At 60.8% G+C, this 15,235-nt stretch carries 15 protein-coding genes; all 15 read left to right on the forward strand.

Annotation, left to right across the window (positions count from 1 at the left end; translation table 11 throughout):
* Window positions 1-9: 9 nt before the first annotated feature.
* The 15 genes from fliD (at window position 10) to EJ576_RS15120 (ending at window position 14,940) form a co-directional block, all read left to right on the forward strand.
* Window positions 10-1,401 carry a flagellar filament capping protein FliD gene (gene fliD, locus EJ576_RS15050; RefSeq protein ID WP_126570625.1) on the forward strand — a complete coding sequence of 464 codons (1,392 nt, stop codon included), beginning with the start codon at window positions 10-12 and terminating at the stop codon, window positions 1,399-1,401.
* A gap of 140 nt (window positions 1,402-1,541) precedes the next feature.
* Window positions 1,542-1,946: a flagellar export chaperone FliS gene (fliS, locus tag EJ576_RS15055; RefSeq protein WP_028617333.1), complete on the forward strand. Its 405-nt coding sequence runs from the start codon at window positions 1,542-1,544 to the stop codon at window positions 1,944-1,946.
* Window positions 1,947-1,971: 25 nt separating this feature from the next.
* A complete protein-coding gene (gene fliT / locus EJ576_RS15060; protein WP_028617332.1) occupies window positions 1,972-2,268 on the forward strand; it encodes a flagellar protein FliT in 297 nt (98 codons plus the stop codon).
* Between the two features lie 170 nt (window positions 2,269-2,438).
* Window positions 2,439-3,914 (forward strand): sigma-54 dependent transcriptional regulator, encoded by a 1,476-nt coding sequence (locus EJ576_RS15065; protein ID WP_028617331.1) that lies wholly within the window; start codon window positions 2,439-2,441, stop codon window positions 3,912-3,914.
* Window positions 3,915-4,024: 110 nt separating this feature from the next.
* Window positions 4,025-5,236 (forward strand): PAS domain-containing sensor histidine kinase, encoded by a 1,212-nt coding sequence (locus tag EJ576_RS15070; RefSeq protein ID WP_122726755.1) that lies wholly within the window; start codon window positions 4,025-4,027, stop codon window positions 5,234-5,236.
* A gap of 7 nt (window positions 5,237-5,243) precedes the next feature.
* Window positions 5,244-6,620, forward strand: a complete 1,377-nt coding sequence (locus EJ576_RS15075) for a sigma-54 dependent transcriptional regulator (protein WP_122554744.1) — start codon at window positions 5,244-5,246, stop codon at window positions 6,618-6,620.
* Between the two features lie 132 nt (window positions 6,621-6,752).
* Window positions 6,753-7,082, forward strand: coding sequence for a flagellar hook-basal body complex protein FliE (fliE, locus tag EJ576_RS15080; RefSeq protein ID WP_015885194.1), 330 nt, complete (start codon window positions 6,753-6,755; stop codon window positions 7,080-7,082).
* 16 nt (window positions 7,083-7,098) lie between these two features.
* Window positions 7,099-8,877, forward strand: a complete 1,779-nt coding sequence (gene fliF / locus EJ576_RS15085; protein ID WP_028617328.1) for a flagellar basal-body MS-ring/collar protein FliF — start codon at window positions 7,099-7,101, stop codon at window positions 8,875-8,877.
* Window positions 8,870-9,889, forward strand: a complete 1,020-nt coding sequence (fliG, locus tag EJ576_RS15090) for a flagellar motor switch protein FliG (RefSeq protein WP_010208743.1) — start codon at window positions 8,870-8,872, stop codon at window positions 9,887-9,889. Before fliF ends, fliG begins: the two co-directional genes overlap by 8 nt.
* Before the next feature lie 10 nt (window positions 9,890-9,899).
* Window positions 9,900-10,664, forward strand: coding sequence for a flagellar assembly protein FliH (fliH, locus tag EJ576_RS15095; RefSeq protein WP_122726733.1), 765 nt, complete (start codon window positions 9,900-9,902; stop codon window positions 10,662-10,664).
* Window positions 10,654-12,012, forward strand: a complete 1,359-nt coding sequence (gene fliI / locus EJ576_RS15100; RefSeq protein WP_068937092.1) for a flagellar protein export ATPase FliI — start codon at window positions 10,654-10,656, stop codon at window positions 12,010-12,012. Before fliH ends, fliI begins: the two co-directional genes overlap by 11 nt.
* A 3-nt stretch (window positions 12,013-12,015) precedes the next feature.
* Window positions 12,016-12,465 (forward strand): flagellar export protein FliJ, encoded by a 450-nt coding sequence (fliJ, locus tag EJ576_RS15105; RefSeq protein WP_126570626.1) that lies wholly within the window; start codon window positions 12,016-12,018, stop codon window positions 12,463-12,465.
* A 76-nt stretch (window positions 12,466-12,541) separates the two neighbouring features.
* The gene (locus EJ576_RS15110) at window positions 12,542-12,847 is read left to right on the forward strand and encodes an STAS domain-containing protein (RefSeq protein ID WP_028617324.1); all 306 of its coding nucleotides are present in this window, start codon (window positions 12,542-12,544) and stop codon (window positions 12,845-12,847) included.
* Window positions 12,844-14,562, forward strand: a complete 1,719-nt coding sequence (locus EJ576_RS15115; RefSeq protein WP_126570627.1) for a fused response regulator/phosphatase — start codon at window positions 12,844-12,846, stop codon at window positions 14,560-14,562. The genes EJ576_RS15110 and EJ576_RS15115 overlap by 4 nt, the downstream gene beginning before the upstream one ends.
* Window positions 14,563-14,592: 30 nt before the next feature.
* Window positions 14,593-14,940, forward strand: a complete 348-nt coding sequence (locus tag EJ576_RS15120) for an Hpt domain-containing protein (RefSeq protein ID WP_122726737.1) — start codon at window positions 14,593-14,595, stop codon at window positions 14,938-14,940.
* Window positions 14,941-15,235: the final 295 nt, after the last annotated feature.

Consider the following 15,235-nt stretch of genomic DNA (forward strand, 5'->3'; position numbering starts at 1 on the left):
AGATAGATGATGGCGGGTTCAACGGTAAGTGGTATCGGTTCGAACATCGATACGCAAGCGATCGTGAAGTCCTTGGTGGACGCCGAAAAGGTGCCCAAGCAGACACAGATCAATACCGCGTCCCAGAAGGCGACCACCACGCTGTCTTCGATCGGCAAGATTCAAGCAGCGCTGGATGCGTTCCGTGGTGCGCTGGACTCCATGACCAAGGACAGCAGCTTCACCGGTTTGACCGGTTCGTCCTCGGATGAAAAGACCGCGACCATGACGGCCAGCAATACGGCCTCGAACGGCAGTTTTCGATTGATCGTCGACCAGTTGGCCCAGGCGTCGAAGTTGTCGAGCAAAAACTTCGCTGGTGGCACCTCCACCGTGGTCAACTCCACGGACAAAGCGACCACGTTGACGATCACTCAATCCGGTAAGGCATACGATGTCAGCGTTCCGCCTGGCGCGACCTTGCAGCAGGTGCGGGATTCGATCAACACTCAATTTGGTACCTCGGGGTTGAGTGCGAACATCCAGACCGACTCCAATGGTTCACGCTTGATCCTGACGTCGACCACCATGGGCACCGGCTCGGATCTTACGCTTTCTGGCACTTCGGGGCTGGACGTGGGTTCCACTGTTGTCGATTATCCCAAGGATGCGCAGTACAGCATTGATGGTGTTGCGTCGGTCTCCAAGACCAACAATATCGAGGGCGCGCTCAGTGGTGTGAACATCAAGCTGGTGGCGGTCTCCACCTACAAGACCGGCACAACGGGCGATAAAAACGCGACGTTGATCACTGTCAGCACCAACAATGCGGCGCTCAAGTCCGGGGTCAAGGGTTTCCTGGATTCCTACAACGCGCTGATTACGGCCATGAATGCCGAAACCAAGGTCACCAAGAACCTGGACGGCAGCACCACGCCAGCAGCCCTGACAGGCGACTCGACCATGCGATCACTGCAGGCTGCGATCCGGAATGAGTTCAATGAATTGTCCGGGACCGGTCAATTCAAGTCCTTGGCTCAATTTGGTATCAGCACCAGCTCCACCACCGGTCTGCTCACGATCGATGACAAAAAGTGGGACGCGGCGGTTAAAACCAACGGTGCCGACATCAACAGCATGTTCACCGGCAAGGATGGCATGCTGGCGCGCATGAAAAGCGCCACCGATGACTTCGCCAAAGCCACCACCGGCGTCCTGGCCACGCGTTCCACCTCACTGTCTGACAGCCTGAAAGACCTGGGCAAGCAGCAGGAAACCCTGAATGAGCGCATGGACCTGCTGACCAAAAGCCTGTCCGACAAGTACAACGCCATGGACACCCTGGTCGCCCAGCTGCGCCAGCAAAGCACCAGCGTCATGACCACGCTCAACGCCTTGAACAACCCCAAGACCAATAATTGATTCCAAGTGAATGCAAAAGGCCAGGCAACCTGCCTGGCCTTTTTGTACCGGAAGACGACTGGCGCTAAAGCTTTTTGCGGCCCAGTCGACATATTGGTTACTGAAATCCTTTTCGCTGTCGCCTGTCACGAGGTAGAAACATGAATCCCATGAGAGCCCTTCGCCAATACCAGAAGGTCAATTCCCATGCTCAGATCTCCGAAGCCAGCCCTCATCGTCTGGTGCAAATGCTGATGGAAGGCGGCCTCGACCGCATGGCCCAGGCCAAAGGTGCGTTGGCGCGCGGCGATATCGCGACCAAGGGCCTGATGCTCGGCAAGGCGATCGATATCGTAATCGGCCTGCGTGACGGCCTGGATGCGGAAAAGAGCGATAACCCGGCTTACGTCCAGCAGTTGGAAAGTCTGTATGCCTACATGACTAACCGTCTGATGGAAGCGAATCTGCACAACGATGCCGAGATGATCGACGAAGTAGCGCGTTTGATGATTACCGTTAAAGAAGGCTGGGATGCCATCGGCGCGCCACAAGGCGCGGCAGAATAAGGCCATCGGCCTTGAGGAATACGTCATGAGCCAAGCATTGCAACGCATTGATGAAACCCGTGAGGCGCTGATGGGCGCGCTGGCGGACCGTAACTGGGACGCTATCGGCGAACTGGACATGGGCTGTCGCGACGTCATCGAGCAGGTGCTCAGTGAAGCGCCGGTCGATGAGGATGCGTTGCGTGAAAAGCTTGAGAGCCTGCTGGCGGTTTATCAGCAGTTGCTTGAGGTAACGACGGGCGAACGCCAGGCGATTTTCGAAGAGATGTCGCAGATCAACCAAGCGAAGAATGCGTCAAAGGTTTACCATCTGTTCGGCTGAATGGGCTCAGTTAGTCCGAACGGTGCGTCATATATTTGACTGTGCCAGCATTTTTGACTTAACTAGTGCTGTTTTCAGATTTCAGACGTCTAGTAAGGTACAAAGTCTTACAGGCGTCTCGATTGCCCTCACTCCGGGGCAGGAAGTTTTACTAGGGAAGTTGCTATTGCATGTGGCGTGAAACCAAAATTCTGCTGATTGATGACGATAGCGTACGCCGCCGCGATTTAGCGGTGATTTTGAATTTTCTTGGCGAAGAAAATCTGCCCTGCGGCAGCCATGATTGGCAGCAGGCGGTCAGCTCATTGTCATCGAGCCGTGAAGTCATTTGTGTGCTGATCGGGACGGTAAACGCTCCTGGCGCTGTTTTGGGCTTGTTAAAGACACTGTCAACCTGGGATGAGTTCCTTCCCGTGTTGCTAATGGGCGATATTTCTTCCGTCGACCTGCCCGAAGACCAGCGCCGCCGGGTGCTTTCCACCCTGGAAATGCCCCCCAGCTACAGCAAATTGCTCGATTCCCTGCACCGTGCCCAGGTCTATCGCGAGATGTACGACCAGGCCCGCGAACGCGGCCGTCACCGCGAACCCAACCTGTTCCGCAGCCTGGTCGGCACCAGTCGCGCCATCCAGCATGTGCGCCAGATGATGCAGCAAGTGGCCGACACCGACGCCAGCGTGCTGATCCTTGGCGAGTCCGGCACCGGCAAGGAAGTGGTTGCGCGCAACCTGCACTATCACTCCAAGCGCCGCGACGGGCCGTTCGTGCCGGTCAACTGCGGGGCGATCCCGGCAGAGCTGCTTGAAAGCGAACTGTTCGGCCACGAGAAGGGCGCCTTTACCGGCGCGATCACCAGCCGTGCCGGGCGTTTCGAGTTGGCTAACGGCGGCACGCTGTTCCTTGACGAAATCGGCGACATGCCGCTGCCGATGCAGGTCAAGCTGCTGCGCGTATTGCAGGAACGTACCTTCGAGCGCGTGGGCAGCAACAAAACCCAGAGCGTCGACGTGCGCATCATCGCGGCCACCCACAAGAACCTCGAGAGCATGATCGAGGTGGGCAGCTTCCGCGAAGACCTGTACTACCGCCTCAACGTATTCCCGATCGAGATGGCCCCGCTGCGTGAGCGCGTGGAAGACATCCCGTTGCTGATGAACGAGCTGATCTCGCGCATGGAGCACGAGAAGCGTGGTTCGATCCGCTTCAACTCCGCCGCGATCATGTCCCTGTGCCGCCATGGCTGGCCGGGCAACGTGCGCGAGCTGGCCAACCTGGTGGAGCGCATGGCGATCATGCACCCCTACGGCGTGATCGGCGTGGTCGAGCTGCCGAAGAAATTCCGCTACGTCGACGACGAAGACGAGCAACTGGTCGACAGCCTGCGCAGCGACATGGAAGAGCGCGTCGCCATCAATGGCCATACGCCAGACTTTGGCAACACCGCGATGCTGCCGCCCGAAGGCCTGGACCTGAAGGATTATCTCGGCAACCTGGAACAAGGCTTGATCCAGCAGGCCCTGGACGACGCCAACGGCATCGTCGCCCGTGCCGCCGAGCGCCTGCGCATCCGTCGCACTACCCTGGTGGAGAAGATGCGCAAGTACGGCATGAGCCGCAAAGAAGGTGACGAACAGGCGGATGATTGACGCCTGTTTTTTAAACCACTGAAACTTCAGTGGTTTTTTTTCGGCACGGGTATTGCTACAGCCCTCGCAACGTTCCGTTTAACTGACGGTCAGCCAAGCGAGAGAGCATGATGCCCCACGCCGCCCAACATTCTTCCAGTCCTGCGATTGCAGGGCTGGTTCCCTCTGTAGAACAGCAAAGCCGCCAGGGCCTGGAACAGGCTTTTTCGCTGTTCAACCAGATGTCCAGCCAATTGACTGATTCCTACAGCCTGCTCGAAGCCCGGGTTTCTGAGCTCAAAGGCGAGTTGGCGGTGGTCAGTGCCCAGCGCATGGAAGAGCTGGCCGAGAAAGAACGCTTGGCCAACCGCCTGCAAAACCTGCTGTCGCTGCTGCCCGGCGGTGTGATTGTCATCGACGAAGAAGGCCGTGTGCGCGAGGCCAACCCGGCGGCCTGCGACATGCTTGGCCTGCCGCTGGAAGGCGAACTGTGGCGGCATGTCATCACCCGCTGCTTTGCGCCGCGTGAAGACGACGGTCACGAAATTTCCCTGAAAGACGGTCGCCGCTTGTCCATTGCCACCCGCTCGCTGGATGCGGAGCCGGGCCAACTGGTGTTGCTCAATGACCTGACTGAAACCCGTCACTTGCAAGACCAGTTGGCGCGCCATGAGCGTTTGTCATCCCTGGGGCGCATGGTCGCTTCTTTGGCGCATCAGATCCGCACGCCGCTGTCGGCTGCCCTGATCTACGCCAGTCATTTGACTGATGAGCAATTGCCCACCGCCACCCACCAGCGTTTTGCCGGTCGCCTCAAGGAGCGTCTGCATGAGTTGGAGCATCAGGTGCGCGACATGCTGGTGTTCGCTCGCGGCGAATTGCCGCTGACCGACCGCATCACGCCGGTCGAGTTGATGCAGGCCCTGCAAGCGGCGGCCGCCGCCCATATTCAAGACGTCCAGGTGCGCTGGCAGTGCGACAGCCACCTCGGTGAGCTGCTGTGCAACCGCGACACGCTGGTGGGTTCGCTGCTCAACTTGATCGAAAACGCCACCCAGGCCAGCGGCCCTGGTGCGCGGCTCAAGGTGCACCTGTACAACCGCGGGCAAAACCTGCGCCTGTGCATCAGCGACAGCGGCAGTGGTATCGAGCCCGCTGTGTTGCAGCGCCTGGGCGAACCCTTTTTCACCACCAAGACCAACGGTACCGGCCTGGGCCTGACCGTGGTCAAGGCAGTGGCACGTGCCCATCAGGGAGAATTGCAACTGCATTCCCGTGTTGGGCGGGGCACCTGTGCATTGATGACCTTGCCGCTGTTTTCCAGCGCGGCAAGCGCGGAGTAGAAAGGTTATGGCTATCAAGGTTCTGTTGGTGGAAGACGATCGCGCCCTGCGTGAAGCATTGGCTGACACGCTGCTGTTGGCGGGCCATGACTATCGGGCGGTCGGGTCTGCCGAGGACGCCTTGGAGGCGGTGGAGCAGGAGTCCTTCAGCTTGGTGGTCAGCGACGTCAACATGCCCGGCATGGACGGCCACCAGTTGCTCAGCCTGCTGCGTGCGCGCCAGCCGCAGTTGCCGGTGCTGCTGATGACCGCCCATGGCGCCGTCGAGCGTGCGGTCGACGCCATGCGCCAGGGCGCGGCGGATTACCTGGTCAAACCCTTCGAACCTAAAGCCTTGATCGAACTGGTCGCGCGGCATGCCTTGGGCGTGATCTCGGCCAGTGAGGGCGAAGGCCCGATTGCCTTCGAGCCGGCCAGCGCACAATTGCTGGAGCTGGCGGCCCGCGTGGCGCGCAGCGATTCCACGGTGTTGATTTCCGGCGAGTCCGGCACGGGCAAAGAGGTGCTGGCACGTTACATCCATCAGCAATCGACCCGCGCCAAGCAGCCGTTTATTGCGATCAACTGCGCGGCGATCCCAGACAACATGCTCGAAGCCACACTGTTCGGCCACGAAAAGGGTTCCTTCACCGGCGCCATCGCGGCCCAGGCGGGCAAGTTCGAACAGGCCGACGGCGGCACTATCCTGCTCGATGAGATTTCGGAAATGCCCCTGGGCCTGCAAGCCAAGTTGCTGCGGGTGCTGCAGGAGCGTGAGGTTGAGCGCGTCGGCGCGCGCAAGCCGATCCAGTTGGATATCCGTGTAGTCGCCACCACCAACCGCGACTTGGCGGGCGAAGTGGCGGCGGGGCGCTTCCGGGAAGACTTGTTCTACCGGCTTTCGGTATTCCCGCTGGCTTGGCGCCCGTTGCGCGAACGCCCGGCGGATATCATTCCCCTGGCCGAGCGTCTGCTGAACAACCACGTCAAAAAAATGAAGCACGCCCAGGCGCGCCTGTCGGCCGAGGCCCAAGCCTGCCTGATCGCCTATCCATGGCCGGGCAACGTGCGGGAACTGGACAACGCCATCCAGCGCGCGCTGATCCTGCAACAGGGCGGCCTGATCCAGCCTCAGGATTTTTGCCTGGCCATGGGCAGCGGTGCGGCGCCGCTGCCAACCCTGGCCCCTGCGCCTATGGTTGCCGAAATCGAAACGGCCGGTGCACTGGGCGACGATCTGCGTCGCCGTGAATTCCAGATGATCATCGACACCCTGCGCTCCGAGCGCGGCCGTCGCAAAGAGGCTGCCGAACGTCTGGGCATCAGCCCGCGGACGTTGCGCTACAAGCTGGCGCAGATGCGCGATGCAGGGATGGATGTGGAAGCGTATCTGTTCGCAACATAACTGGTAACAAGGTCGACAAGGTTTGTCGCCTTTTCTTACGAGTTGAACCAGAGCTGGCACCCTTGTTGCTACCTCCCCTAGTAATTGCGGCGTAGCGTCAAAAAATATGCGGGTTGTCGGAGAGAGAAGTTCATGAGCCAGGGTATTGAGTTCAATCGGTTGATGTTGGATATGCGCTCCATGCAAATGGATGCCATGGCTCAACCGAAATCCGTCGCGCCAGCACCGGAATTGGGCCAAAGCAGCTTCGCCGATATGCTCGGCCAAGCCATCAACAAAGTCAGTGACACCCAGCAAGCCTCCAGCCAGTTGGCCAACGCCTTTGAAATCGGCAAAAGCGGCGTGGACCTCACCGATGTGATGGTCGCCTCGCAAAAAGCCAGCGTTTCCTTCCAGGCCCTGACCCAAGTGCGTAATAAGCTGGTTCAGGCCTACCAAGACATCATGCAGATGCCGGTTTAAGGACGAGATTTAAGTCATGGCAGAAGCAGTCGTGGACAACGCACCCGCCAAGGCAGACGGCAAGCCGCCGCTGTTTGGCCTGTCGTTCCTGGAAAACCTCTCCGAAATGACCATGCTGCGTCAGGTGGGCCTGATGGTCGGCCTGGCTGCCAGCGTGGCGATTGGTTTTGCCGTGGTGCTGTGGTCGCAGCAACCCGATTACCGGCCGCTGTACGGCAGCCTGGCGGGCATGGATTCCAAGCAGATCATGGAAACCCTGGCCGCCGCCGACATCGCCTACACCGTGGAGCCCAACTCCGGGGCGCTGCTGGTCAAGGCCGACGACGTGGCCCGTGCGCGCATGAAACTCGCCGCCGCCGGCGTGACCCCGTCCGACAGCAACATCGGTTTTGAGATCCTCGACAAGGACCAGGGCCTGGGTACCAGCCAGTTCATGGAAGCCACCCGCTACCGTCGCGGCCTGGAAGGCGAACTGGCGCGCACCATCTCCAGCCTGAACAACGTCAAGGGTGCCCGCGTGCACCTGGCCATTCCGAAAAGCTCGGTGTTTGTGCGCGACGAGCGCAAGCCAAGTGCCTCGGTCTTGGTAGAACTGTTTGCGGGCCGCTCCCTGGAGCCTGGCCAGGTGCTGGCGATCGTCAACCTGGTCGCCACCAGCGTGCCTGAACTGAGCAAGTCGCAGATCACTGTGGTCGACCAGAAGGGCAACCTGCTGTCCGATCAGGGCGAAAACTCCGCGCTGACTCAAGCCGGCAAGCAGTTCGACTACAGTCGCCGCGTCGAAAGCATGCTCACCCAGCGTGTGCACAACATCCTGCAACCGGTGTTGGGCAACGACCGCTACAAGGCTGAAGTGTCGGCCGATGTGGACTTCAGCGCCGTCGAGTCGACCTCCGAGCAATTCAACCCGGACCAGCCTGCCTTGCGCAGCGAGCAGTCCACCAGCGAACAACGCACCGCCGCCAATGGCCCGCCGCAAGGTGTGCCGGGCGCATTGAGCAACCAGCCGCCAGCCCCGGCTTCGGCGCCGCAAACCACCGGTGGCGCTACCGCCAGCGCTGGCGCGATTCAGCCAGGCCAGCCACTGCTGGATGCCAACGGCCAGCAAATCATGGACCCGGCCACTGGCCAGCCGATGCTCGCCCCGTACCCGGCGGACAAACGTAACCAGTCCACCAAGAACTTCGAGCTTGACCGTTCCATCAGCCATACCAAGCAGCAACAGGGTCGCGTCAATCGCCTGTCGGTCTCGGTGGTGGTGGATGACCAGGTCAAGGTCAATGCCGCTGACGGCGCCGTTACCCGTGCCCCATGGACCGCCGACGAATTGGCGCGCTTCACTCGCCTGGTGCAGGACGCCGTCGGTTTTGACGCCAGCCGTGGTGACAGTGTCAGCGTGATCAACATGCCGTTCTCCGCCGAGCGTGGCGAAGTGATCGCTGAACCGTCGTTCTACTCGCAGCCGTGGTTCTGGGATATCGTCAAGCAAGTGCTGGGTGTGTTGTTCATCCTGGTGCTGGTATTTGGTGTGCTGCGCCCAGTCCTCAACAACATCACCGGCAACGGCAAGAAACAGCTTGCACTTGCAGGTGGCGACGTGGAATTGGGTGGCATGGGCGGCCTCGACGGCGAACTGGCCAACGACCGCGTCAGCCTCGGCGGCCCGCAAAGCATCCTGTTGCCAAGCCCGAGCGAGGGTTACGACGCTCAGTTGAACGCAATCAAGAGTCTGGTGGCAGAAGACCCGGGCCGTGTGGCCCAGGTCGTGAAAGAGTGGATCAACGCAGATGAGTGATAATCGAGCCGCTGTTGCCAAGCTCACCAAGGTCGACAAAGCCGCAGTCCTGCTGCTGTCCCTCGGTGAAACCGACGCCGCCCAAGTGCTGCGCCACATGGGCCCCAAAGAGGTTCAGCGTGTCGGCGTGGCCATGGCGCAGATGCGCAATGTGCACCGCGAGCAAGTCGAGCAGGTGATGAGCGAGTTCGTCGAGATCGTCGGCGACCAGACCAGCCTGGGTGTCGGCTCCGACAGCTACATCCGCAAGATGCTCACCTCGGCCCTGGGCGAAGACAAGGCCAACGGCCTGATCGACCGCATCCTGCTCGGTGGCAACACCAGCGGCCTCGACAGCCTCAAATGGATGGAGCCGCGCGCCGTTGCCGACGTGATCCGCTACGAGCACCCGCAGATCCAGGCGATCGTGGTGGCCTACCTCGACCCGGACCAGGCCGGTGAAGTGCTCGGCCACTTCGACCATAAAGTGCGCCTGGACATCATCCTGCGCGTGTCGTCGCTGAACACCGTGCAGCCGGCGGCCCTGAAAGAACTCAACACGATTCTGGAGAAGCAGTTCTCCGGCAACTCGAATGCCTCGCGTACCACCCTGGGCGGTATCAAGCGCGCGGCCGACATCATGAACTTCCTCGACAGCTCGGTCGAAGGCCAGTTGATGGACTCGATCCGCGAGATCGACGACACCCTGTCCGGCCAGATCGAAGACCTCATGTTCGTGTTCAACAACCTCTCCGATGTCGACGACCGTGGCATCCAGGCGTTGCTGCGCGAAGTGTCCTCCGACGTGCTGGTACTGGCCCTCAAGGGCTCGGACGAAAACGTCAAAGAGAAGATCTTCAAGAACATGTCCAAGCGTGCTTCGGAACTGTTGCGCGACGACCTGGAAGCCAAAGGCCCGGTGCGCGTCAGCGACGTGGAAACCGCGCAGAAAGAAATCCTCACCATTGCCCGCCGTATGGCCGAAGCCGGAGAAATCGTTCTCGGCGGGAAGGGCGGCGAAGAAATGATCTAAGGCGCCTCTCATGTCGAACAAAGATGAGGCGCCCAGCGATCTGATTCGCGCGCGGGACGTCGGTGGGTTCGACATCTGGTCGTTGCCCAGCTTCGATCCGCATGTGCCGGAGCCCGAGCCGGAACCGGTGGAAGAGCCGCCGGCGGAAATGGAAGAAGTGCCGCTGGAGGAAGTCCAGCCACTGACCCTCGAAGAATTGGAAGCTATCCGCCAGGAGGCCTACAACGAGGGCTTCGCGGCGGGTGAAAAAGATGGTTTTCGCAGCACCACCCTCAAGGTCCGCCAGGAAGCCGAGGAGGCGCTGAGCGTCAAACTGGCCAGCCTGGAACGCTTGATGGGCGGGCTGTTCGACCCTATCGCCGAGCAGGATGCGCAAATCGAAAAAGCCATGGTCGAGCTGGTGCAGCACATCGCTCGCCAAGTGATCCAGCGCGAGTTGGTGCTGGACTCCAGCCATATCGAAAGCGTGATGCGCGAAGCCCTCAAGCTGCTGCCCCTGGGTGTCGGCAATGTACGGCTGTACATCAATCCTCAGGATTTCGAACAGGTCAAAGCCCTGCGCGAGCGCCATGAAGAAACCTGGCGCATCGTTGAGGACGCATCGCTGCAGCCCGGTGGTTGCCGCGTCGAGACCGAACACAGCCGCATCGATGCCACGGTGGAAACCCGCATCAGCCAGATCATGGCCAAGCTGCTGGACCAAGCCCACGAGCAGGTGCTGAACCCTGCCGAGCCGGACCTCAGCCTGGACCTGGACGCCCCCGATGCGCCTTGATCGCACCAGCTTCGCCAAGCGCTTGAGCGGTTATACCGAAGCCGCCGAGTTGCCTGGCCAGCCGATCCTTGAAGGTCGCCTGCTGCGCATGGTCGGCCTGACCCTCGAAGCCGAAGGCCTGCGCGCCGCCATGGGCAGTCGCTGCATGGTGATCAACGACGACAGCTACCACCCGGTGCAGGTCGAAGCCGAAGTGATGGGGTTTTCGGGCAACAAGATTTTCCTGATGCCCGTGGGCAGCCTGGCGGGCATTGCCCCCGGCGCCCGTGTGGTGCCCTTGGCCGACACCGGCCGCCTGCCGATGGGCATGAGCATGCTCGGCCGCGTACTCGACGGCGCCGGCCGCGCGCTGGATGGCAAGGGCGGCATGAAGGCCGAGGACTGGGTGCCGATGGACGGCCCCACCATCAACCCGCTCAACCGTAACCCCATCAGCGTGCCGCTGGACGTGGGCATTCGCAGCATCAACGGATTATTGACGGTCGGCCGTGGCCAGCGTCTGGGCCTGTTTGCCGGTACCGGCGTGGGTAAGTCGGTGCTTCTCGGCATGATGACGCGCTTTACCGAGGCTGACATCATCGTGGTCGGGCTGATCGGCGAACGGGGCCGCGAGGTGAAGGAATTCATCGAGCACAGCCTCGGTGAAGAAGGCCTCAAACGCTCGGTCGTCGTCGCGTCCCCGGCGGACGATGCACCGCTGATGCGCCTGCGCGCCGCCATGTACTGCACGCGCATCGCCGAATATTTCCGTGACAAGGGCAAGAACGTCCTGTTGCTGATGGACTCGCTCACCCGTTTCGCCCAGGCCCAGCGTGAAATCGCCCTGGCCATCGGCGAACCACCGGCCACCAAAGGCTATCCGCCGTCGGTGTTCGCCAAGCTGCCCAAGCTGGTGGAGCGTGCCGGTAACGCCGAAGCCGGTGGTGGATCGATCACCGCGTTCTATACCGTGCTGTCCGAAGGCGATGACCAGCAGGACCCGATTGCCGACTCGGCGCGGGGTGTACTCGACGGTCACATTGTGCTGTCACGGCGTCTGGCCGAAGAGGGGCATTACCCGGCTATCGATATCGAAGCGTCCATCAGCCGGGTGATGCCGGCAGTGGTGACGCCGGAACACATGATCCGCGCGCAACAATTCAAGCAGCTGTGGTCGCGCTATCAACAGAGCCGCGACCTGATCAGCGTCGGCGCCTACGTGGCTGGCGGCGATCGCGACACCGACCTGGCCATCGCCCTGCAACCGCAGTTGGTGACCTACCTGCGCCAGGGCCTCAACGACAAGATCAGCATGGGCGAAAGCGAAGCGCACCTGCAATCGATCTTCGCCCCGGCGCCGGGCGGTTAAGCCATGGCCAGCAGCCGCGCTGCACGCCTGGCTCCGGTGGTGGACATGGCCGAAAAGGCCGAGAAAACCGCCGTGCAGCGCCTGGGTTATTTCCAGGGGCAAGTCCGTTTGGCGGAGAGCAAGCTGGGCGACTTGGAGCGCTTTCGCGGCGAGTACCAGCAGCAGTGGATCGAGCGCGGCAGCAAAGGCGTCTCGGGCCAGTGGTTGATGGGCTACCAGGGCTTTCTCAATCAGTTGGAAACGGCTGTCGGCCAGCAGCGCCAGAGCCTGGCGTGGCACCAGAACAACCTCGATAAAGCCCGCGAGAGCTGGCAAGCAGCGTTTGCCCGGGTTGAAGGTTTGCGCAAGCTGGTGCAGCGCTACATCGACGAGGCGCGGGCGCTTGAAGACAAGCGAGAGCAGAAGTTGCTCGACGAACTGTCCCAGCGCCTGCCGCGCCAGTCCCAGTTCTAAATGTGGGAGCGGTGTTGCCCACATCCGGTACACCTGCTAAACCTTGTGTCATTGCCAATGACAAGGAAGCAGTCGCATGTCAGTCGAGTCAGAAGTATCCCTGGATGGGAAGAAGTTGATGATCGCGGTCAAGGGCCGGTTTGATTTCGGCAGCCATCAGGCGTTTCGCGATGCGTACGAGCGTTTCTACAAAGTGCCCGAGTTGTACGTCGTCGACCTGAAGGAGGCCACCTACATGGACAGCTCCGCCCTGGGCATGCTCCTGCTGTTGCGTGACCATGCCGGTGGCGATAATGCTGAAGTCCAGGTAATCAACAGCAACTCCGATGTTCGCAAGATCCTCGCCATCTCCAACTTCGACAAACTGTTCGACATCAGTTGAGCGCCCTGGCCCCGGTCCTCGAACCGCTGACGATCCTGATCGCCGAAGACAGCGCCGCCGATTTGCTGTTGCTGTCGACCATCGTTCGGCGCCAGGGTCATCAGGTACTCACGGCCTCCAACGGCGCTGAAGCGGTCGAAGTGTTTATCCGCGAGCGCCCGCAACTGGTGTTGATGGATGCGCTGATGCCGGTGATGGACGGCTTTGAGGCAGCACGGCGAATCAAGCAGTTGGCGGGCGAAGAGCTGGTGCCGCTGATTTTCCTCACTTCCCTGCGCGAGAGCGAAGCGCTGGCCCAGTGCCTGGATGCCGGCGGCGATGACTTCCTGCCAAAACCCTACAACCAGCTGATTCTCGCGGCGAAAATCAACGCCATGGACCGCCTGCGCCGGTTGCAGGCCACGGTCCTGCAACAGCGCGACCTGATCGCCAAGCATCACGACTACCTCCTGCATGAGCAGCGGGTGGCCAAGGCGGTGTTCGATAAGGTCGCGCATTCGGGCTGCATCAATGCCGCGCCGAATATCCGCTACCTGCAATCGCCCTATGCGCTGTTCAACGGCGACCTGCTGCTGGCGGCCTATACGCCGTCCGGCGACATGCACGTGCTGCTCGGCGACTTCACTGGTCATGGCCTGCCGGCGGCGGTGGGGGCCATGCCCCTGGCGGAAGTCTTCTACGGCATGACCGCCAAGGGTTACGGCCTGGCACAAACCCTGCGCGAGATGAACGCCAAGCTCAAACGCATCCTGCCGGTGGACATGTTCTGCTGCGCCACCCTGTTGTGCCTGAGCGCGCAGCGGCGGGTGGTGGAGGTGTGGAGCGGCGGCATGCCCGAAGGCTACGTGCATGAAATCGCCACCGGCAAACGCACGCCGCTGGAATCGCGGCATTTGCCGTTGGGGGTGCTGTCGGCTGAGGCCTTTGATGATCGCACTGAAGTCTGGCCCATGGCCCTGGGTGATCGGGTGTTCCTGTTGTCCGATGGGGTGCTGGATACCGCAGATGCCAACGACCAATTGTTCGGCGCCGAACGTTTACAGCAGGTGTTTGCTGCCAATCGCGAGCCTGATCGTTTATTTGAAGATATAGAACAGGCACTGGCGGCGTTTCGCGGTGAAGTGCGCGATGACGTGAGCATGGTGGAAATCACCCTGCAGCCTGGCCAGCAACTGCGTGCCTCGGGGCCGTTGTATGCGGACAGCGGGCAATCGTGTCCGTTGGATTGGTCGGTGAGTTTCGAATTCCGTGCCGAAACCTTGAAGCGTTACAACCCGTTGCCCTATCTGCTGCAACTGTTGTTGGAGATCCATGGCCTGCGCGAGCAGAGCGGGGCGCTCTACAGTGTGATGGCGGAGCTGTATTCGAATGCGCTGGAACATGGGGTGCTGGGGCTGGATTCGCGTCTCAAGTGTGATGCTCAAGGGTTTGCCGAGTATTACCGTCAGCGTAATGACCGCCTGGCGCAACTGAACAGTGGGTATATACGGGTGCATGTGCAGGTGGTGCCGGTTGGGGCGGGTGGGAAGATGACCCTGCGCATTGAGGATAGCGGTCTGGGGTTTGATGTGGAGCAGGTGCTGGCGCGGCCGCTGGATATGGACCGTCTGTCTGGCCGGGGTTTGAGCCTGGTGCGGCAATTGAGCAGCGATGTAGGCTGGTCGGATGGCGGGCGTAGTGTCTGCGTGGAGTTTTGCTGGGAGGCTCTGGCATAATCCGCCGATTCTTGATCAAGGAGCGAGCAAGTGGTTGATCTACATCTGGACCCGGCGGTGTTGTCGGGGTTGCAGGAAGTCATGGAAGGCGAGTATCCGAAGTTGCTTGATACCTTTCTTGATGATTCCCAGAAGCGTGTCGAGGCGCTGCGCAAGGCTAGGGATGATGCGAAGGCGTTGGGGCGGATTGCGCATAGTTTCAAGGGGAGTAGTGGGAACCTTGGGGCGGTGAGGTTGGCGCAGTTGTGTCAGCGGTTGGAGGTTGAGTCCGTTGGGCCTGTGGTTGGGGATCTGGGGGAGTTGGTGGATCAGATTGATCGGGAGTTTGCGTTGGTGAGGCCGTTGTATGAGACGGAGCGGCAGCGGTTTCAGATTTGATTGAGTACATATCCGTTGCTGCGGTAACGGCTGGTATTGGTTCCGCCCTTACGGCGGCTCACTTTTGAAAAGCCGGAATGCCGGCCCAGTCAAAAGTAAGCAAAACGCTCTTGCCCCAACACTCGGCACCTCGCTTAGGCTCGGTGTGCCCGAACGAAGGCTTGAATCCGTGGGCCGCCGCGATGGGCCATCCTTGGCCCAGCGCGGCTAACCCGGCGTCCTGCCGGGTTACCCACGGATTCAAGCCTGCGTTCGGCCAGCGTGTTTGACGGGGCGCCTCAGATCAAGATCAAGA

The organism is Pseudomonas sp. C 49-2, from assembly GCF_003970195.1.
GTDB lineage: Bacteria > Pseudomonadota > Gammaproteobacteria > Pseudomonadales > Pseudomonadaceae > Aquipseudomonas > Aquipseudomonas canadensis.

Coding starts and splice junctions, on each gene's coding strand:
- fliG (WP_010208743.1), top strand. CDS start 8,870: ATGAGTGATAATCGAGCCGCTGTTGCCAAGCTCACCAAGGTCGACAAA.
- EJ576_RS15070 (WP_122726755.1), top strand. CDS start 4,025: ATGCCCCACGCCGCCCAACATTCTTCCAGTCCTGCGATTGCAGGGCTG.
- fliS (WP_028617333.1), top strand. CDS start 1,542: ATGAATCCCATGAGAGCCCTTCGCCAATACCAGAAGGTCAATTCCCAT.
- EJ576_RS15110 (WP_028617324.1), top strand. CDS start 12,542: ATGTCAGTCGAGTCAGAAGTATCCCTGGATGGGAAGAAGTTGATGATC.
- fliF (WP_028617328.1), top strand. CDS start 7,099: ATGGCAGAAGCAGTCGTGGACAACGCACCCGCCAAGGCAGACGGCAAG.
- fliH (WP_122726733.1), top strand. CDS start 9,900: ATGTCGAACAAAGATGAGGCGCCCAGCGATCTGATTCGCGCGCGGGAC.
- EJ576_RS15065 (WP_028617331.1), top strand. CDS start 2,439: ATGTGGCGTGAAACCAAAATTCTGCTGATTGATGACGATAGCGTACGC.
- fliE (WP_015885194.1), top strand. CDS start 6,753: ATGAGCCAGGGTATTGAGTTCAATCGGTTGATGTTGGATATGCGCTCC.
- fliJ (WP_126570626.1), top strand. CDS start 12,016: ATGGCCAGCAGCCGCGCTGCACGCCTGGCTCCGGTGGTGGACATGGCC.
- fliI (WP_068937092.1), top strand. CDS start 10,654: ATGCGCCTTGATCGCACCAGCTTCGCCAAGCGCTTGAGCGGTTATACC.
- fliD (WP_126570625.1), top strand. CDS start 10: ATGGCGGGTTCAACGGTAAGTGGTATCGGTTCGAACATCGATACGCAA.
- EJ576_RS15075 (WP_122554744.1), top strand. CDS start 5,244: ATGGCTATCAAGGTTCTGTTGGTGGAAGACGATCGCGCCCTGCGTGAA.
- fliT (WP_028617332.1), top strand. CDS start 1,972: ATGAGCCAAGCATTGCAACGCATTGATGAAACCCGTGAGGCGCTGATG.